This is a genomic window from Rhodococcus sp. PvR099 (genome assembly GCF_017833315.1).
Classification (GTDB): domain Bacteria; phylum Actinomycetota; class Actinomycetes; order Mycobacteriales; family Mycobacteriaceae; genus Rhodococcus_G; species Rhodococcus_G oryzae.
In genome coordinates, this window is sequence record NZ_JAFIBV010000001.1 from 4,738,229 (window position 1) to 4,753,364 (window position 15,136).

Genomic DNA, 15,136 nt, shown 5'->3' on the forward strand with positions numbered 1-15,136 from the left:
GGGTGTGATGTCGGGACGAGGAACGGGACACCCGCCGCACCTCGTCGCCCTGGTGCTCGCGGTGGGTGTGCTCCTGGCGGCAACGGGCTGCTCCTCCGGTTCCCCCGAAGGGCCCGCGACGGCAACCCCCACGTTCGGTCCGCCGCTGCCGGGCGGCGCGCAGGTCCTCGCACCGGTCAGCGGCGAGCCCTCAGCCGCGCCTGCACCGACGAGCTGCGACGCGACCGCCAGCCTGCGTCCCGGCCCGCCGATGCCGCCGGGGGCGATGCCGCCGGGCGGCCCGCTGGCCCGCATCGTCGAACGCGGCAGGCTCATCGTCGCGGTCGACCAGTCCACGAACCTGTTCAGCTACCGTGATCCCGATTCGGGTCAGATCGCCGGATTCGACGTCGATGTCGCGCGCGAGATCGCCCGCGACATCTTCGGGGACCCGTCGAAGGTCGAGTTCCAGGTCCGCGACACCGTCGATCGCGAGCCCGCGCTGCGGGACGGTTCGGTGGACCTCATCGTGAACGCCATGACGATCACCTGTGACCGCGCGGAGCGGATCGCCTTCTCGACCGTCTACCTGAACGCCGCGCAACGGATCCTGGTGACCGAGGGGTCGGGAATCGGCGGCGTCGCGGACCTCGCGGGTAAGCGGGTGTGCACCGTCCCCAACACCACCTCGCTGGCCAACCTGCAGCGGATCCAGCCCGCCGCCACCGTCCTCGCCACCGAAACCTGGGCGGATTGTCTTGTCGCACTGCAACAACGGCAGGTGGACGCGGCCACCGCGGATGACACCGAGCTGGCCGGTCTCGCGGCACAGGACCCGTACCTCGAGATCGTCGGGGGCAGCCTGGAACCCGAGCCGTACGGAGTCGGGGTCAACATCGCGGACGAGGAACTGGTCCGCTTCGTCAACGGGACGCTCGAGCGGATGCGTTCGGACGGGACCTGGACGAAGCTGTACGACCACTGGCTGTCCGTGCTCGGGCCCGCACCAGCGCCGCCCGAACCGCACTACCGCGACTAGCGGACGAGCAACCAGTCCTGCGGATGCCGATAGAAGCTGCACCGCTTCAGCGAGCGCGGTGTCGTGACGCCGTCGCGGGTGACGACCGCGGCCGTCGAGCCCGTCTGTACGGCGCGCGCGCTGGTCCACCTCGGGCCGAGGAATCCCCAGCCGCGGCCGACGGTGGCCCGGACGCCGGGAGCCTCCAGGGTCGGTGCGACCCGCACCGACCGGACGGTTCCGGAGAACAGTCGGGTCGAGTCCGCGTAGGTCTCGCCGACGAGCTCGCCGCCCTCCGGTCCGGTGATGGAGGCGAGCCCGACCAGCGCGGTGCCCGAATCGTCCCGGACCAGTGGCAGCGGCGCGGCCTGCCCCAGCACGGCCAGGTCGGCGGCGGGGGAGCCGGTGGGGAGCCGGTACAGCCGGGTGGCCGCGGTTCTCGTCGCGGTGACATAGGCCAGCTCGACGGAGAGCCGCTCGCTCCGCATCAGCCGGGTCAGCGCCGCGGCCAGGGCGGCGTCCTCGCCCACGACGATGAGTCGGGGCGCGGACGGGGAGCGCTCGCCCAGCTCGTCCAGCCGGGGGAGCAGCTCGTCGAAGTCCGGCTTGGTGGGGACGGCGGGCGCGGTGACCGTGGCGAGCTCCGCCAGCCGGGGCGGAATGGGCGCGTCACCGCAGGCGAGCACGAGACAGGTCAAGGTTCTGCTCCCGGTTCGGGTCGGCGGTCGACCGGAGGTCACATTCGTACAACCAGACGATACGAAGGTGTCATTCGGTCGACCAAACCGGGCACGCGGACATAACGAGTACCTCACTACTCGTGTCATCGGCTCATCACGGCAATAGCGTCGAAGTCAGCCGACCAACCGACCGGAGATCCCCATGCAGATCACGATGCCGACGACCCGCGACCACCCCGACACCCTTGCCCGAACCATCCGGTTCTGCAGGTCAGGCCTCGTCGCGGCGGCTGCCGAGCTGCGCGGTGAGGGCGGTGCCGGACGCGCGGCGGACCTCGAGGCGGCCCGGCACCTGCTCGACCTCGGGATCGGGCAGATGTGCACGCCGTCCGGACTGAACTCCCGGCGCTTCCAGGTCCAGCCGCGCGGCCTGCGAACCGGCAAGGCCAGGACCGACCGGCTCGTCGCGCGGGCCGACACCCTGCGGTTCACAGTGGACCTCCCGCCTGGTTCCGGCCCCGAATCGTGGGACGAGACGCTCACCGTGACCTGGTTCAACATGGCCACCCTCGAGGGCGGAACGCACCCGCTCGATCAGTTCACGGCCGAGAACCCACCGGAGCCGGCAGGCCGCTCGTCGCTGGTGCGGACCGGAGTCGGGGTGATCGTCGCCGCGATCGACGGCGCGGATGACGACGGGGGCACTTCGCATCGGCCCGGGTTCGTTCTCATAGCGGAGTAACGGCACTCTCATCGCTGAGTAACGGGGTTTCCGGCGCCAGAGCTTAGAATTTCGCAATGGTCTTCGCGTGGCCCACGGTGAATCGGGACGACGAGCTCCGCACCGTGGTGTCCACGTTGCGCAGTCGGCGGGGCCCGTGGGGCGCCGTGCTCACCGGGGACGCCGGGGTCGGCAAGACCACCCTGGCCAGGGCGGCAGTCGGTGCCTTCGCAGGCGAACGCCGTTGGGCCGCGGGCACGGAGTCGGCGCGCGCCGTTCCGCTCGGGGCGTTTGCCCACCTCGTCGGCGTTTCGAGCCCGATGGACGCGGCCTCGGTGTTGCGCGCGGCCCGTGAGCATCTCGTCGCCGACAGCGCCGACATCGTGATCGGTGTCGACGACGCACACCTGCTCGACCGGCTGTCCGCCACGTTCGTGCACCAGCTCGCCGTCAACCGGATCGCACCCCTCGTGGTCACCGTCCGAACGGGAGAGCCGGTGCCGGACGCGATCACCGCCCTGTGGAAGGACAACCTGCTCACCCGCGTGGAGCTGCCCCCGTTCACACGGGCGGAGGCGGTCTCGCTGGTCGAGACGGTGCTCGGCGGGCCGCTCGAGGAATCGAGCGCGAACCGGATCTTCGTGATGTCGGAGGGCAATCCGCTGTTCCTGCGGCACGTCGTCGAGGGCGCGCTGGAGGCGGGCACGCTGCGCGAGGTCGCCGGGGTGTGGCAGCTCCGCGGCGAGACCGTGATCAGCCCACACCTGAGCACGCTGATCGAGTCGCGGATCGATCACCTGGACCCCGAGCTCCGGCACGTGCTGGAACTGCTGGCGTTTCAGGAGCCCCTCTCGCTCGAGGTGCTCTCGAAGCTCAGTGCCCCCGAGACGGTCGAGGCGGCGGAGAACGCGGGCCTGGTGCGGGTGCGCCGCCGCGACGACTCCGGGCTGACGGTGAAGCTCGCGCACCCGCTGTACGGCGAGGTGGTGCGCGCAGGCACCGGCATCCTCGCCGCGCGCCGGCTGCGCGGTGAGATGGCGCGTCAGATCGCGGATCATCCGCCTGCACACGTGAGCGACCGGATCAGGTTGGCCGCCCTCGCGCTGGACAGCGACTCGCCCCCGGAGGCCGAGCTGCTGATCTCCGCGGCCAGGGACGCGCTCACGCTCGGCGAACTGGTCCTCGGTGAGCGGCTCGCGCGCGGGGCGATGGCGATGGGTGCCGGGTTCGCGGCGGCCCTTCCGCTCGCCCATTCGCTGGCCTGGCAGGGCCGCGGCACCGAGGCCGAGGCCGTGCTCGGCCCGATCGACACCAGCTCGCTCGGCGAGTTCGACCTGCTGCTGTGGTGCCTGCCCCGCTCGGCGAACCTGTTCTGGATGCTCGGAAGACCCGACGAGGCCGCCTCGGTGATGGCCTCGGTGCGTGCCAGGCTCACCCATCCGGCGGCGGTGAACCTGCTGGATGCGCTCGAGGCGATGTTCGCCGTGTACGCAGCGCAACCCGCGGCGGCGACGGCGAGCATCTACGGGGTGATCGACTCGCCCGTCGCACTGCCGCTCGCGAAGGCATGGGCGGGCGCGAGCGGGGCCCTGGCCACCGCGTACCTCGGCCGGTTCGACGAGGTCCCCTCGTTCGCCGAGCGCGGGCTGGCGGCGGCGGCGGAGTCCGAGACCGGGTTGCTGCGCTTCACCATCGGGCTCGGCCAGGTGTACACGCAGACGATGTCTGGCGAGCTGACCGCGGCGGAGGAGCTCGCGCGGCACTATGTCGACTTCGCCGAGATGCAGCAGCCGGGCCGCTCGCTCGGTGGCGTGCTGCTGGGCCGGGTGCTGTTCGTCAAGGGCTCATTGGCCGCGGCGGAGACCGAATTCCGCCAGGCGGCAGCGGTTCTCGAGGGAACCGGTTATTCGTGGGCCTTCCTGTCCGCGGCGTTCCTGTGCCAGTCCCTCGCCGCGCTCGGCCGGGCCGCGGACGCCCGCGAGGAGTTGGTGCGCGCCGAGCGCCTGTTCGGCGCGAACACCGAGGTGTTCCGGTCCGACCTGGAGCTGACCAGGGCATGGGTCGCGGCCAGCGAGTCGGACACCCGGCGCGCGATCGCCCATGCCCGGGCAGGCGCCGACGCCGCGGCCGGGTCGGAACTGCTCGCGCAGGAGGCGGTGTGCCTGTACCTGGCCACCCGGTTCGGGGATGCCACCACCGCACCGCGCCTGGCGGAGCTCGCCGAGCGGGTCCCCAGCGTCCTGATCAGGGCCGCCGCCGCCCACGCGAGGGCGTTGGCGGACGGCGACGGGGCGGCGCTGGACACCATCGCCGGGAAGGTGGAGGAGGCGGGCGCCCTGCTCTCGGCCGCGGACGCGGCGGCGCAGGCGGCGGCGGCACACGCCAACGCCGGGAACCGCCGCGCCGAACTCGCCTCGACCGCCAACGCCAAGCGGCTCGCCGACCTCTGCGGGGCCACGACGCCCGCACTCGCGGTGGTCGCGAAGCCGCTGCCGCTGACCGAGCGGGAGCGGGAGGTCGCGTCGATGGTGGCGCTCGGCCTGTCCAACAAGGACATCGCGGATCGCCTCGTGGTCTCCGTCCGCACGGTCGAGGGTCACATCTACCGCTCGTGTACCAAGCTCAACGTGGCGGACCGAGCCGCGCTGGCGGACGCGGTCGGGGTGGGAAGCAAGTAGTGCACTACGCGCGCCGTTCCTGGGCGTAGGCGACACAATGGAAGGGACAACAACCGCCCCTTCCGATGAACGGAGCCGCAATGCGGCGATCCCAGCGCAGAAGGCTCGATCCTGCGCGTCTCGACGGTGCCGCCTTCGCGACGCCCGCCCCCGGGCAGTCCGTCTCGCGACAGGCCCGGTTCGAGACCGTCCCCTTCCACACCACGGAGGATGAGCCGCGCGAGCTCAACCTCAAACACCTGCTGCCGGGGTCGACCGTCCCTGGCGAGGGGCCGGTGCTGTTGATCGGCGGCACCAGTGTCCGCGCCGACATCTTCTCGCCGCCGACGGAGGACACGCTGCCGGAGTTCCTCGCCCGCGCCGGCTACGACGTCTGGATCCTCAACTGGCGGGCCAGCATCGACTTCGCCCCCAGCGAATACCACCTCGACGACGCGGCGGTGTACGACCACCCCGCCGCGGTACGGACGGTGCTGGAGCGGACCGGAGCCGAGACCCTCAAGGCGGTGGTGCACTGCCAGGGCTCGACCAGTTTCATGATGTCCATCGTCTCCGGCCTGCTCCCGGAAGTGACCACGGTGGTGAGCAATTCGGTGGCGTTGCACCCGCAACTGACCTCCCTGTCGTTCCTGAAGCTGCCACTCGCCGTCGCCACCTTCGGCAAGGTGATGCCCTACTTCAATCCGCAGTGGGGTCTGCACGCACCCGGGTTCTGGCCCAAGGTGTTCGACTGGGCGGTGCGGGCGACGCACCACGAATGCAACAACGCGGTGTGCAAGCACAGCAGCTTCACCTACGGCAGCGCCTTCCCGACGTTGTGGTCGCACGAGAACCTGGGCGAGGCGACCCACGAGTGGATCAAGGGCGAGTTCGGGTTCGTCCCGGTCACCTTCTTCGCGCAGATGGCCGAGTGCGCCGCCGCAGGCCATCTGGTGACGATGGGCAACTACCCGGATGTGCTGCCGAGCGACCTGTTCGCGCAGGAGCCGCAGACCGATGCCCGGTTCGCCTTCATGACCGGCGACCAGAACAACACCTTCCTGCCCTCGGGAATGGCGAAGACCTTCGACTACTTCGAGCGGATCGCGCCGGGGCGCCACGTGTTCCAGCAGATGCACGGGTACGGGCACCTCGACGTGTTCCTCGGCAGGCACGCCGCGCGGGACGTCTTCCCCTTCATCCTCGACGAACTGAACAGGGGCTGACGATGCCGCGTTCGCTGCTGTGGAGCCACCTGCTGCTGTTGCTCTGCGCCTCGCTGCTCATGGGGGCCGGACTGGCCGCAGAACTCTCCGACGAGGCCACCGGTCCGCGGCCGCTGCCCGACGGCTGGTTCCTCGCGCTCTGGCTGATCGCGTTGCTGACCGGGCTGCTGATGATGGGCACCGAATGGCTCAGCGGCCTCGGCTGGCCCTCGCGGGTCGCGGTGGTCGCGGGGGTGGCCGCGACGGCCATCGCGTACAAGACCGACTCGCTCAGCTCCGTCGCGGTGGTCCTGTGGTTCGTCCAGTGGGCGGCGGTGGCGTACTGGTTCTATCGGCTCGCCTTCGACGCCAGGGCCGACCGGTGAGCGGGCCGTCGGAGCGGCCCGTCGCCGGGATCCGCTTCGGGGAGACGATGACCGGGCAGATCACGCTCGGTGAGACCGACCCGAGGTCGGGGTATCGCAATCCGGGCGCGTTCGGTGTCGTGGTGCGCGGGACCATCCACATCGAGGACCTGGGCGCGTTTCTCGACGACCCGCGCCACGAGGCGCGGCTGTCCGGCGAGGTCGACATCCCGTCGCTCGGTGGCCGATTCGAGTCCGACTCGGGACGCTTCGGCCTGTTCACCCCGACAGAGCAGGCCCGGATGACCCACATGGTCTACGAGTTGGGTGTGGACGTCGGTGGGGTCAGGCACTGGTTCCGGGGCCACAAGGAGATCCGGGTCGCCGGTCCGTGGCGGCTGTGGCCCGCCACCACCACGCTGTTGGTGACCCTGCACGAGGGGGATCGCGAGGGACCGGTGGTGGCGGCGGGCATGCTGCGGCTGCGCCTGACCGCCTTCACGGCGCTGCTCGGTTCGCTGACCGTGACCGGTGGCGTGTCGATGTGGCGCCGGTGGGGGGCCTCGGGGCGGTTCACCGCGTTCTTCGCGGGCGGACTGATCTCCACCTACCTGCTGCGGCGGCGGGCATGACGGTGCCGTACCGGATGGACGCCGGGCGGCTCACGATCAGCCCGCAGCGCAAGGTGGGCTGGTTCGAGGCCCGGCAGCTCGTCGCCCTCGGCGCGCGGGCCGTCGCCGCGTCCGTGATCGGTTCGATGAGCGGGCGCCGCGAGATCATGGCCGCGCTCGAGGCCGAACCGGCATTCTGTGCGGATTGCTCGGGCGCGGAAGAGATCTGGCTGGACTACATGGCGGACACCGGCGACGGCTGGAACGCCACCGCCTCCGTCGCCTGGCTGCTCGGCCGGGACGGACTGGTCGTCGCGGAACCGGGCGCCCCGGTACCGCAGCCGGTGCCGGCCGACTGCCGGACCGAGGGGCTGCCGACCGCGGGTCCCGGGCAGACGGTGCTGCCCGCGGGCGAGGTGCTGTTGCTGGGTGGTGACCAGGTCTACCCCGCGGGATCGCGTCAGGAGTACCAGCACCGGCTGGTCGATCCGATGCGCAGCGCCCGGATCGCGCACCCGCGGGGGCGCAGTCTCTTCGCCATCCCTGGGAACCACGACTGGTACGACGGCCTCACCAGCTTCATCCGGCAGTTCTGTCAATCACCCGACGGCAGAACCTGGTTCGGCGCCTGGGAGGCACAGCAGCGACGCAGCTACTACGCGCTGCGGTTGCCGCACCGGTGGTGGGTCTGGGGCGTGGACACCGCTCTGGAGGACGACCTGGACCCGCCGCAGTACGACTACTTCCGGGCCCGCGCGCAGCAGCTCGAGCCCGGCGACCGGGTGATCCTCTGCGTCCCGAACCCGACCTGGATCGACGATGCCGCGGCCGGAACTCCCGGTGGCCGAGTGGATTCCGCGACCGCCACGAAGCTCGACGTCATCATGGACCTGGCCCGCAGACCCGACCGCGACATCGAGGTGCCGTTGGTCCTCAGCGGCGACCACCACCACTACGTGCGCCACCACGGCACGGTGGGGGAGCAGGAACGCCACTACATCGTGTGCGGCGGGGGCGGCGCCTTCACCCAGGGCACGATCGGCACGCCGGTGGACGTGTCCATGTCGGACGGGCCCTCCTACGTCGGCTCGGCCCGATTGCAGGCGGCCTTCCCGACGGAGCGACAGTCCGTTCGGCTGCGACGCGGGGTGTTGGGCTTTCCGGCCTCGAACGTCTTCTTCACCGCCGTGCTCACGGTGTTGTCCGGGTTCGCCGCGATGCTGCTGGGAGCGGGCGGCGGCAACGAGGGGATCCTGGGCGGCGTTCTCGGCACCCTGCAGGGGTTCGGACCGGCCGCGGTGTGCCTCGCCATCGTCGCCGCCTTCTCGGCGTTCGCGGTCAGCGGCCGCGCACCCGGGATGCCCCCGGCCGCCGCGGGCGCGGTCGGCGGGGCGCACGCGCTGCTCCTACTGGCGGGCGGATTCCTGCTCGTGCGGGCGGTGCTGAAGGCCGGCCTCGCCTGGTGGTTCAGCGTCCCGATCTCGTTGGCCGCGCTCTACATGTACTGCGGCACGCTCTTCGGGCTGTACCTGTTCCTGAGCCACAAGGTGCTGGGCATGCACAAGCTGGAGGTCTATTCCGCACAGGGCATCGAGGGTTACAAGTCCTTCCTCCGGATCCACATCTCCGCCCAGGGGCTGCGTGTCCATCCGATCGGCCTGCGCGCACCGTCGACCGGCTGGGTGGCGGCGCCCGGCGTGGAGTCCCGCGACGACCCGGCACCGCGGGGTCGGTTCCGCCGGACCGGGTCGGTGAGCCTGGACCTCCCGGACGGCTGTCAGCGGGTCATCGACCCGGTCGAACCGCTGCGCCCGCACCTGATCGAGGCGCCGTTCCTGATCCCCAACGGCGCCGTGCCCGATCCCACGCCGTCCGCCGTGCGCGCGCCGGGCGGTTCGCCGTGATGTACGACGTGGTGGTCGTGGGCAGCGGGTTCGGCGGCGCGGTCGCGGCGTGCCGGCTCGCGGCGGCGGGGCGCAGCGTGCTGGTGCTCGAACGGGGCAGGCGATGGGAACCGGAGGACTATCCGCGCAGGCCCGGCGACGCGTGGCTGTTCGATCCCCGCGCCCCGCATCGGCGCAACGGCTGGATGGAGCTGCGGTTCCTGGATCAGATGGTCGTCGCGCAGGGCGCGGGGGTCGGCGGGGGATCGCTGATCTACGCGAACGTGTGCATCGACGCCAGGCCGGAGGCGTTCGACTCCGGCTGGCCGGCCGCGATCACGGCGCGGGAGATGACGCCGTACTACCGCGACGTCGCCGAGATGCTGACCCCGATGGAGATCCCCGCGGGTCAGCACACCGCCCGGCTCGAGCTGATGCGGCGGGCAGCGGACGCCATAGGCGAGGGCCAGCGCTTTCAGAAGGTGCCCTTGGCGATCCGGTTCGACCCGGGCTTCACGCCCTCGCCCGCGGAGACACCCGAGTACGAGAGGTCGGTCGCGGCGCCCAACGCCCAGGGCCGCGAGCAGGGCACCTGCGTGCACTGCGGCAGCTGCGACGTCGGGTGTCCCACGCGGGCGAAGAACACACTCGACCTGAACTATCTCGCGGCGGCGGAGGATGCCGGTGCCGTCATCGCGCCGCTGTCCCTGGCGCGGTACCTCTCGCGGGAGGACGAGGGCTGGCGGGTGCATTTCGATCACCTGGACGGCGGTCGTCGCAGGCCCGACTCGGTGACGGCACGCCGGGTGATCCTCGCCGCCGGGTCGCTCGGGTCGACGGAACTGTTGCTGCGCTCGCGCGACGAGTACCGGACGGTGCGGGAACTGCCGCGTGCCCTCGGTCGCGGATGGAGCTCGAACGGAGACTTCCTCACCCCCGCCGGGTACGGCCGCACGTCGGTCGCGCCGACCTCCGGTCCCACGATCACCTCGGCCATCGACTTCCTCGACGGTTCGCGGGGCGGGCGGTACTTCGTGGAGGACGGCGGGATCCCTAACCTGCTGCGGAACTGTTTCGAGCAGCGGCTGCGCGACGGCGTCGGCTCCCCGTTGCGTCGTCGCATGTGGCTGCGCCTGTCGCAGGCAGGCGCGTTCGACTCGGTGATGCCGTGGTTCGGTCAGTCGGTCGACGCGGCGGACGGCTCCTTCTACCTCGGTCGTGGCCGGGTGCGGCCGTGGCGCCGGGTGGTGAAGCTGGACTGGAATCCGCACCGCTCTGAGACGGTGATCGGGGCCATGGCCGAGATGCACGGGCTGCTGACCGAGGCGACCGGGGGCAAGCCCAACCCGTTGCTGACCTGGAAGCGGTTTCGGGCCCTGGTGACGCCGCACCCGCTGGGCGGATGCAACATGGCGGCGTCGCCCGCGGCGGGGGTCGTCGATCACGCGTGCCGGGTGTTCGGGCAGGACGGGCTCTACGTCATGGACGGCGCGGTGATACCGCGGGCGATCGGCAGGAACCCGTCGAAGACGATCGCCGCGGTCGCGGAACGCGCGGTCGCCCTGCTGCTCGCGGAGGACTGATCGCGGCGCGAACGGGCGGGTAGTGGACTACTGGTGCCGATGTCGGTGGGCAGTGTCACGATGGAGTCAGCGCGAACGATAGACATGTGGGACGGATGAACCGAGGTGACTCCGATGACATGCATGACCGTCAGGGTGGTCAACACGACCAACGAGGAACTGCTGCTCGACAATGGGCCGCCGAGCCCTGTGCAGCCGCCACCCCCACGGCGGATCGGCCCGCACGCGACCGACGAGTTCCGGACGGACACGGACCTGTGTTATCTGCTCGGCGGCGATCCGGACCGGGCGATCTTCATGCAGCTCAACGGTGCCGTCTGGGCGCCGCCCACCTCTTCGATCCGGGCCGCCGCAGGCCCGTCCGCGCTCGAGGTCGAGGTCAGCACCGCACCGTGGGTGCACGCGCCGCACGTCGTATGACCGGACGAGCCCATGGGCTCAGTTCGCTGCGCGCAGCACGCCGAACAGGCCGTCCTTTCCTCCCCGGGGCCTGCGGTGAAATACAGCGCGTCGGCGTCGCCGAGGCTTTCGCCGTTCCCGAACAGCAGGCCCCGCAGGCCCTCGACGGCCAGCGGCTCACCGGCGTCGTCGCGGACATAGTCGACGAATTCTCCGGTGGCGTCGTCGAAGGCGAGGTGGCCGGCGCCTGCGAAGTTGCCGACGAGGAGCTTGCCTGCCAGTGCGCCGAACTCGTCGGGGCCGCTGTGGCGGACGATCTGTCCGTCGGCGCCCTGTTCGGTCCATCCGGAGATGTGGCCGGAGTCGGTGGCGAACAGGAAGCGGGCGGTGTCGTCCTGGGGCCCTTCCAGGCGTGGGCAACAATATTGATTAGCCTTGCCTCACCATGGCCGATTGTCAGCGAAATCCGGGTTCTGGTGACGTGGTTGGCAGCTGCGTCGGTCGGCTGGACTAAACTGTCCTTTCGGCCACTGTCCATGGACGGCTGGCCTCTGCGCTGCGACATGCACAGATGCCCGTCAACCGTAGGAGTCAACGTCATGCCGGCAATCGTCCTGATCGGAGCCCAGTGGGGCGACGAGGGCAAGGGCAAAGCTACCGATCTACTGGGCGGACGCCTGCAGTGGGTGGTGCGCTACCAGGGCGGTAACAACGCGGGTCACACCGTTGTCCTGCCGAACGGCGACAAGTTCGCGCTGCACCTGATCCCGTCGGGCATCCTGACCCCCGGCGTGACCAACGTGATCGGCAACGGCGTCGTGGTCGACCCGGGCGTGCTGCTGACCGAGCTCGCGGGCCTCGAGGAGCGCAACGTCGACACCAGTCGGCTGCTGCTCTCGGCCGATGCGCACCTGATCATGCCGTACCACGTGGCCATCGACAAGGTCACCGAACGCTTCTTGGGCGCCAAGAAGATCGGCACCACGGGCCGCGGAATCGGGCCCTGCTACCAGGACAAGATCGCCCGCGTCGGTGTGCGTGTCGCGGACGTCCTCGACGAGAAGATCCTCACCCAGAAGGTCGAGGCGGCCCTGGAGTACAAGAACCAGGTCCTGGTCAAGATCTACAACCGCAAGGCGCTCGACGCGCAGCAGGTCGTCGACGAGGTGCTCGGCCAGGCCGAGGGCTTCAAGCACCGGATCGCCGACACCCGGCTGCAGCTGAACCAGGCGCTCGAGGCGGGCGAGACCGTGCTGCTCGAGGGGTCGCAGGGCACGCTGCTCGACGTCGACCACGGCACCTACCCGTACGTGACCTCGTCCAACCCCACTTCCGGTGGTGCGGCGGTCGGTTCGGGTATCGGGCCCACCAAGATCACCACGGTCCTCGGCATCCTCAAGGCGTACACCACCCGTGTCGGCTCCGGTCCGTTCCCGACCGAGCTGTTCGACAACCACGGCGAGTACCTGGCCAAGCAGGGCGGCGAGGTCGGCGTCACCACCGGTCGTGCGCGGCGCACCGGCTGGTTCGATGCCGTGATCGCCCGTTACGCAACGCGCGTCAATGGCATCACCGACTACTTCCTCACCAAGCTGGACGTGCTGAGCAGCCTGGACACCGTGCCGATCTGTGTCGCCTACGAGATCGACGGCGTGCGATACGAGGAAATGCCGATGTCGCAGACCGAGGTTCACCACGCGAAGCCGATCTACGAGGAGATGCCGGGCTGGTGGGAGGACATCTCGCACGCCCGCACCTTCGAGGAGCTGCCGGTGAACGCGCAGAACTACGTGCTGCGGCTCGAGGAGCTCTCGGGCGCCTACATCTCCTGCATCGGTGTCGGCCCCGGCCGGGACGAGACCATCGTCCGCCGCGAGGTCCTCAGGTAGGACCCACGGCCCGGGCGCATCAGCCGACGAACAGGCCGATGCGCCCGATCCGTAGCGGCAGAGTGGTTTTCGTGGGGAGACCGGATTCCACGGCGCCCGCGTGTGTCTTCGTGGTGGGCCGCACCGGCTGAACCGTCACCGTCAGCGCCGCCGGGTCCCACCGGTAGGCGGATGCGAGCGCCTGCACCAGGGCGGTGATGTCGAAGGTGAAGCCCAGTCGCCCGTCGGCGTCCACGCCGAACAGCGAGAAGGTCCCGGCGAGGTGGTGTTCGGGCTTACCGTCGACCTCGGCGTCGGGCAGGTTCATGTACACGTGGTACACGCACCCCGGGTTCCGTTGTGCCGCAAGGCCGTCGACCGTCAGCAGCACCGCGCCGAAGCCGGCCGCAGCCGCGGTGTCCGGGGCGTGCTCGACCACTGGGAGGCTGCTCGGCGAGACCTCGAGCCCGACGGTGGTTCGTCCGGTCAGCTCGGTCGGTCCAGGAGACGACGCGACCAGCGTGGGATTCGGCGCGACCGGGACCACCCTCTGCGGCCGGACGGGGAGCTGGGCCTGGTCGTCGTAGCGGTATCCGAGTCGATCGACGTGATCGAGCACGTCGCGGACCGGGCAGTCGACGGGGCGGCCGTCGGCGTCGAAGAACCGGAACTCGGCGTCGAGCCAATCCCCATCGGTCGGATTCGCGTGGCGCTCGAGCCACTGCACCCACAGCCGGTCGAGATTCGCGTGGTGCAGCCAGAAGATCGGGTCGCGGGGCGCGGAGTCGGCGTTGCTCATCAGCGCGCCGAGCTCCCCGCCCGGATCGCCGCCGATGGCCGCGTGCACCGCGCCGTGCGGGATGTTCTCCAGCTGCCCGGAGAACCCGGTGCGCATGGCGCCGGCGAACGACGGCTGCCACATCGCGGTGAACGAGGACGTGATGGTGGGGCTCAACGGATCCCCCGCCATGAGGTCGGCGTTGCGCAGCGGGGCGGCGAGTGCCAGCGGATTTGGTGAGCCGTCCGGGAGGGCCAGCCCCGTGTCGCGGAACGGGTAGGGGAGCGTGCTCTGCGGCTCCGGGTTCCCGTAATTCCAGTAGGGCAGTGCGAAATCGGCAGGCCCGCCGTTGTCGATGACGGCCGCGCGCAGGATCTGCTCGAAGAAGTACAGGTACATCCGGTGCCACGGGAGGAAGAAACGGTTGCCGTCCTGGCTGTCGCGCGCATCGGCGAAGGTGGCGCGGTAGGCGCGGTACAGGTTCGCCTGGAACTCCCAGCTGGTGGGGTCGTCGGCGGGGCGGGCCTGCATTGTGCACACCGCCTGCGCGTAGGCGAGCAGGGTCTGGTCCCAACCGCGCCCGGTGCTCAGGCGCCACACGTTGCGCCGGATACGTTCCGTCGATCGGGTCGGCGGGTTCTCGGCGGTGGCCTGCACCTGGTCCAGCCCGAGCACCGCCCGCGGCCCGAGTTCTCCCGTCGCCGCAGCGGCCGGGGTCCTCAGCACGCTGATCTGGAACCGGCGCACGGCCGCCTCGGTCTCGCCGCCGTAGGCCTTGTCGATGCCGTGCACGGGCAGGCTGTTCGGGTCCCAGGACAGTAGGGCGGTCTGGACCTTCCCCACCGCGTCGCCTGCGTCGTTCCTGGTCCGCGACATGGTGTCGAGGCCCGCGGCGATGGCGGCGAGCACGCCGTCCCCCTGGAACAGTGCGGAAACGATCATTGAGCGGGCCCCCCGGACGGTTCGGACATCGAAACTGACTCGATCATGATTCTTCGGTGGATAGTCCTCACAGTCGCGGGTAGTGCACTACCTGTTCCGCGGGCAATCCCGTCCGAGTACCCGCCCGGTACCAAGATGCACGTCGTGGAGCCGGGCGGAAGCATGTCGGATGTGGCGCTTCGGTTCGGCGGCAATGTCGGGGAGATCCTGCGGCTCAACGGGTTCCCGAGTGTGGATACGGTGATCTATCCGGGGCAGGTGCTGATCGTGCCGCGGTGAGTGCCCCCATGGGCCGGGTGGGTTGCGGTGAGGCGTTCACCGTCATGGAGGAGTTCATCGCGACGCCGGGGCGCCGGGGCAGGCCGCGAGCATCAGGGGTTGGGACTGCCACCCGCGCGAGAACAACTTCCCCGAGTGCACCAGGGACGGCCTGATGATGTTCGGCGC

At 70.4% G+C, this 15,136-nt stretch carries 13 protein-coding genes and 1 pseudogene; 11 read left to right on the forward strand and 3 right to left on the reverse strand.

From position 1 onward, the window contains the following. Window positions 1–7: 7 nt before the first annotated feature. On the forward strand, window positions 8–1,018 hold the full coding sequence (locus tag JOE46_RS21950; RefSeq protein WP_209928486.1) for a glutamate ABC transporter substrate-binding protein: 1,011 nt from the start codon (window positions 8–10) through the stop codon (window positions 1,016–1,018). Here the strand turns inward: JOE46_RS21950 and JOE46_RS21955 are convergent. Continuing rightward, window positions 1,015–1,695: a hypothetical protein gene (locus tag JOE46_RS21955; protein WP_245221142.1), complete on the reverse strand. Its 681-nt coding sequence runs from the start codon at window positions 1,693–1,695 to the stop codon at window positions 1,015–1,017. The genes JOE46_RS21950 and JOE46_RS21955 overlap by 4 nt on opposite strands. A gap of 184 nt (window positions 1,696–1,879) precedes the next feature. Between JOE46_RS21955 and JOE46_RS21960 the strand changes: the two genes are divergently transcribed. The 8 genes from JOE46_RS21960 to JOE46_RS21995 all read left to right on the forward strand — a co-directional run bounded on the left by JOE46_RS21960 (window position 1,880) and on the right by JOE46_RS21995 (window position 11,122). Continuing rightward, window positions 1,880–2,419: a hypothetical protein gene (locus tag JOE46_RS21960; RefSeq protein WP_209928487.1), complete on the forward strand. Its 540-nt coding sequence runs from the start codon at window positions 1,880–1,882 to the stop codon at window positions 2,417–2,419. A gap of 56 nt (window positions 2,420–2,475) precedes the next feature. Continuing rightward, complete coding sequence (locus JOE46_RS21965) at window positions 2,476–5,076, forward strand: LuxR family transcriptional regulator (RefSeq protein WP_097210076.1); 2,601 nt, start codon at window positions 2,476–2,478, stop codon at window positions 5,074–5,076. A gap of 80 nt (window positions 5,077–5,156) precedes the next feature. Further along, entirely contained in the window at window positions 5,157–6,281 is a 1,125-nt protein-coding gene (locus JOE46_RS21970) for a hypothetical protein (protein ID WP_179800430.1), read from the forward strand. A gap of 2 nt (window positions 6,282–6,283) precedes the next feature. Continuing rightward, complete coding sequence (locus JOE46_RS21975) at window positions 6,284–6,646, forward strand: hypothetical protein (protein WP_097210077.1); 363 nt, start codon at window positions 6,284–6,286, stop codon at window positions 6,644–6,646. Next, window positions 6,643–7,257 (forward strand): hypothetical protein, encoded by a 615-nt coding sequence (locus JOE46_RS21980; protein ID WP_097210078.1) that lies wholly within the window; start codon window positions 6,643–6,645, stop codon window positions 7,255–7,257. The genes JOE46_RS21975 and JOE46_RS21980 overlap by 4 nt, the downstream gene beginning before the upstream one ends. Then, window positions 7,254–9,140, forward strand: coding sequence for a metallophosphoesterase (locus JOE46_RS21985; RefSeq protein WP_097210079.1), 1,887 nt, complete (start codon window positions 7,254–7,256; stop codon window positions 9,138–9,140). The genes JOE46_RS21980 and JOE46_RS21985 overlap by 4 nt, the downstream gene beginning before the upstream one ends. Further along, on the forward strand, window positions 9,140–10,702 hold the full coding sequence (locus JOE46_RS21990; protein WP_097210080.1) for a GMC oxidoreductase: 1,563 nt from the start codon (window positions 9,140–9,142) through the stop codon (window positions 10,700–10,702). Before JOE46_RS21985 ends, JOE46_RS21990 begins: the two co-directional genes overlap by 1 nt. Before the next feature lie 114 nt (window positions 10,703–10,816). Next, window positions 10,817–11,122: a hypothetical protein gene (locus JOE46_RS21995; RefSeq protein WP_209928488.1), complete on the forward strand. Its 306-nt coding sequence runs from the start codon at window positions 10,817–10,819 to the stop codon at window positions 11,120–11,122. An 18-nt stretch (window positions 11,123–11,140) separates the two neighbouring features. On the opposite strand, the pseudogene JOE46_RS26620 reads toward JOE46_RS21995, so the two are convergent. Further along, window positions 11,141–11,400: pseudogene (locus tag JOE46_RS26620) on the reverse strand (TIGR03118 family protein); the annotation flags it as partial. A 300-nt stretch (window positions 11,401–11,700) separates the two neighbouring features. On the opposite strand from JOE46_RS26620, the gene JOE46_RS22000 reads away from it, so the two are divergent. After that, window positions 11,701–12,990 carry an adenylosuccinate synthase gene (locus JOE46_RS22000; protein WP_077040487.1) on the forward strand — a complete coding sequence of 430 codons (1,290 nt, stop codon included), beginning with the start codon at window positions 11,701–11,703 and terminating at the stop codon, window positions 12,988–12,990. Between the two features lie 19 nt (window positions 12,991–13,009). Here the strand turns inward: JOE46_RS22000 and JOE46_RS22005 are convergent, their stop codons facing one another. Beyond that, complete coding sequence (locus tag JOE46_RS22005; protein WP_209928490.1) at window positions 13,010–14,689, reverse strand: tyrosinase family protein; 1,680 nt, start codon at window positions 14,687–14,689, stop codon at window positions 13,010–13,012. A gap of 144 nt (window positions 14,690–14,833) precedes the next feature. Here JOE46_RS22005 and JOE46_RS22010 point away from each other — a divergent pair, with 144 nt between their 5' ends. After that, the gene (locus JOE46_RS22010) at window positions 14,834–14,968 is read left to right on the forward strand and encodes a LysM peptidoglycan-binding domain-containing protein (RefSeq protein WP_179800432.1); all 135 of its coding nucleotides are present in this window, start codon (window positions 14,834–14,836) and stop codon (window positions 14,966–14,968) included. Window positions 14,969–15,136: the final 168 nt, after the last annotated feature.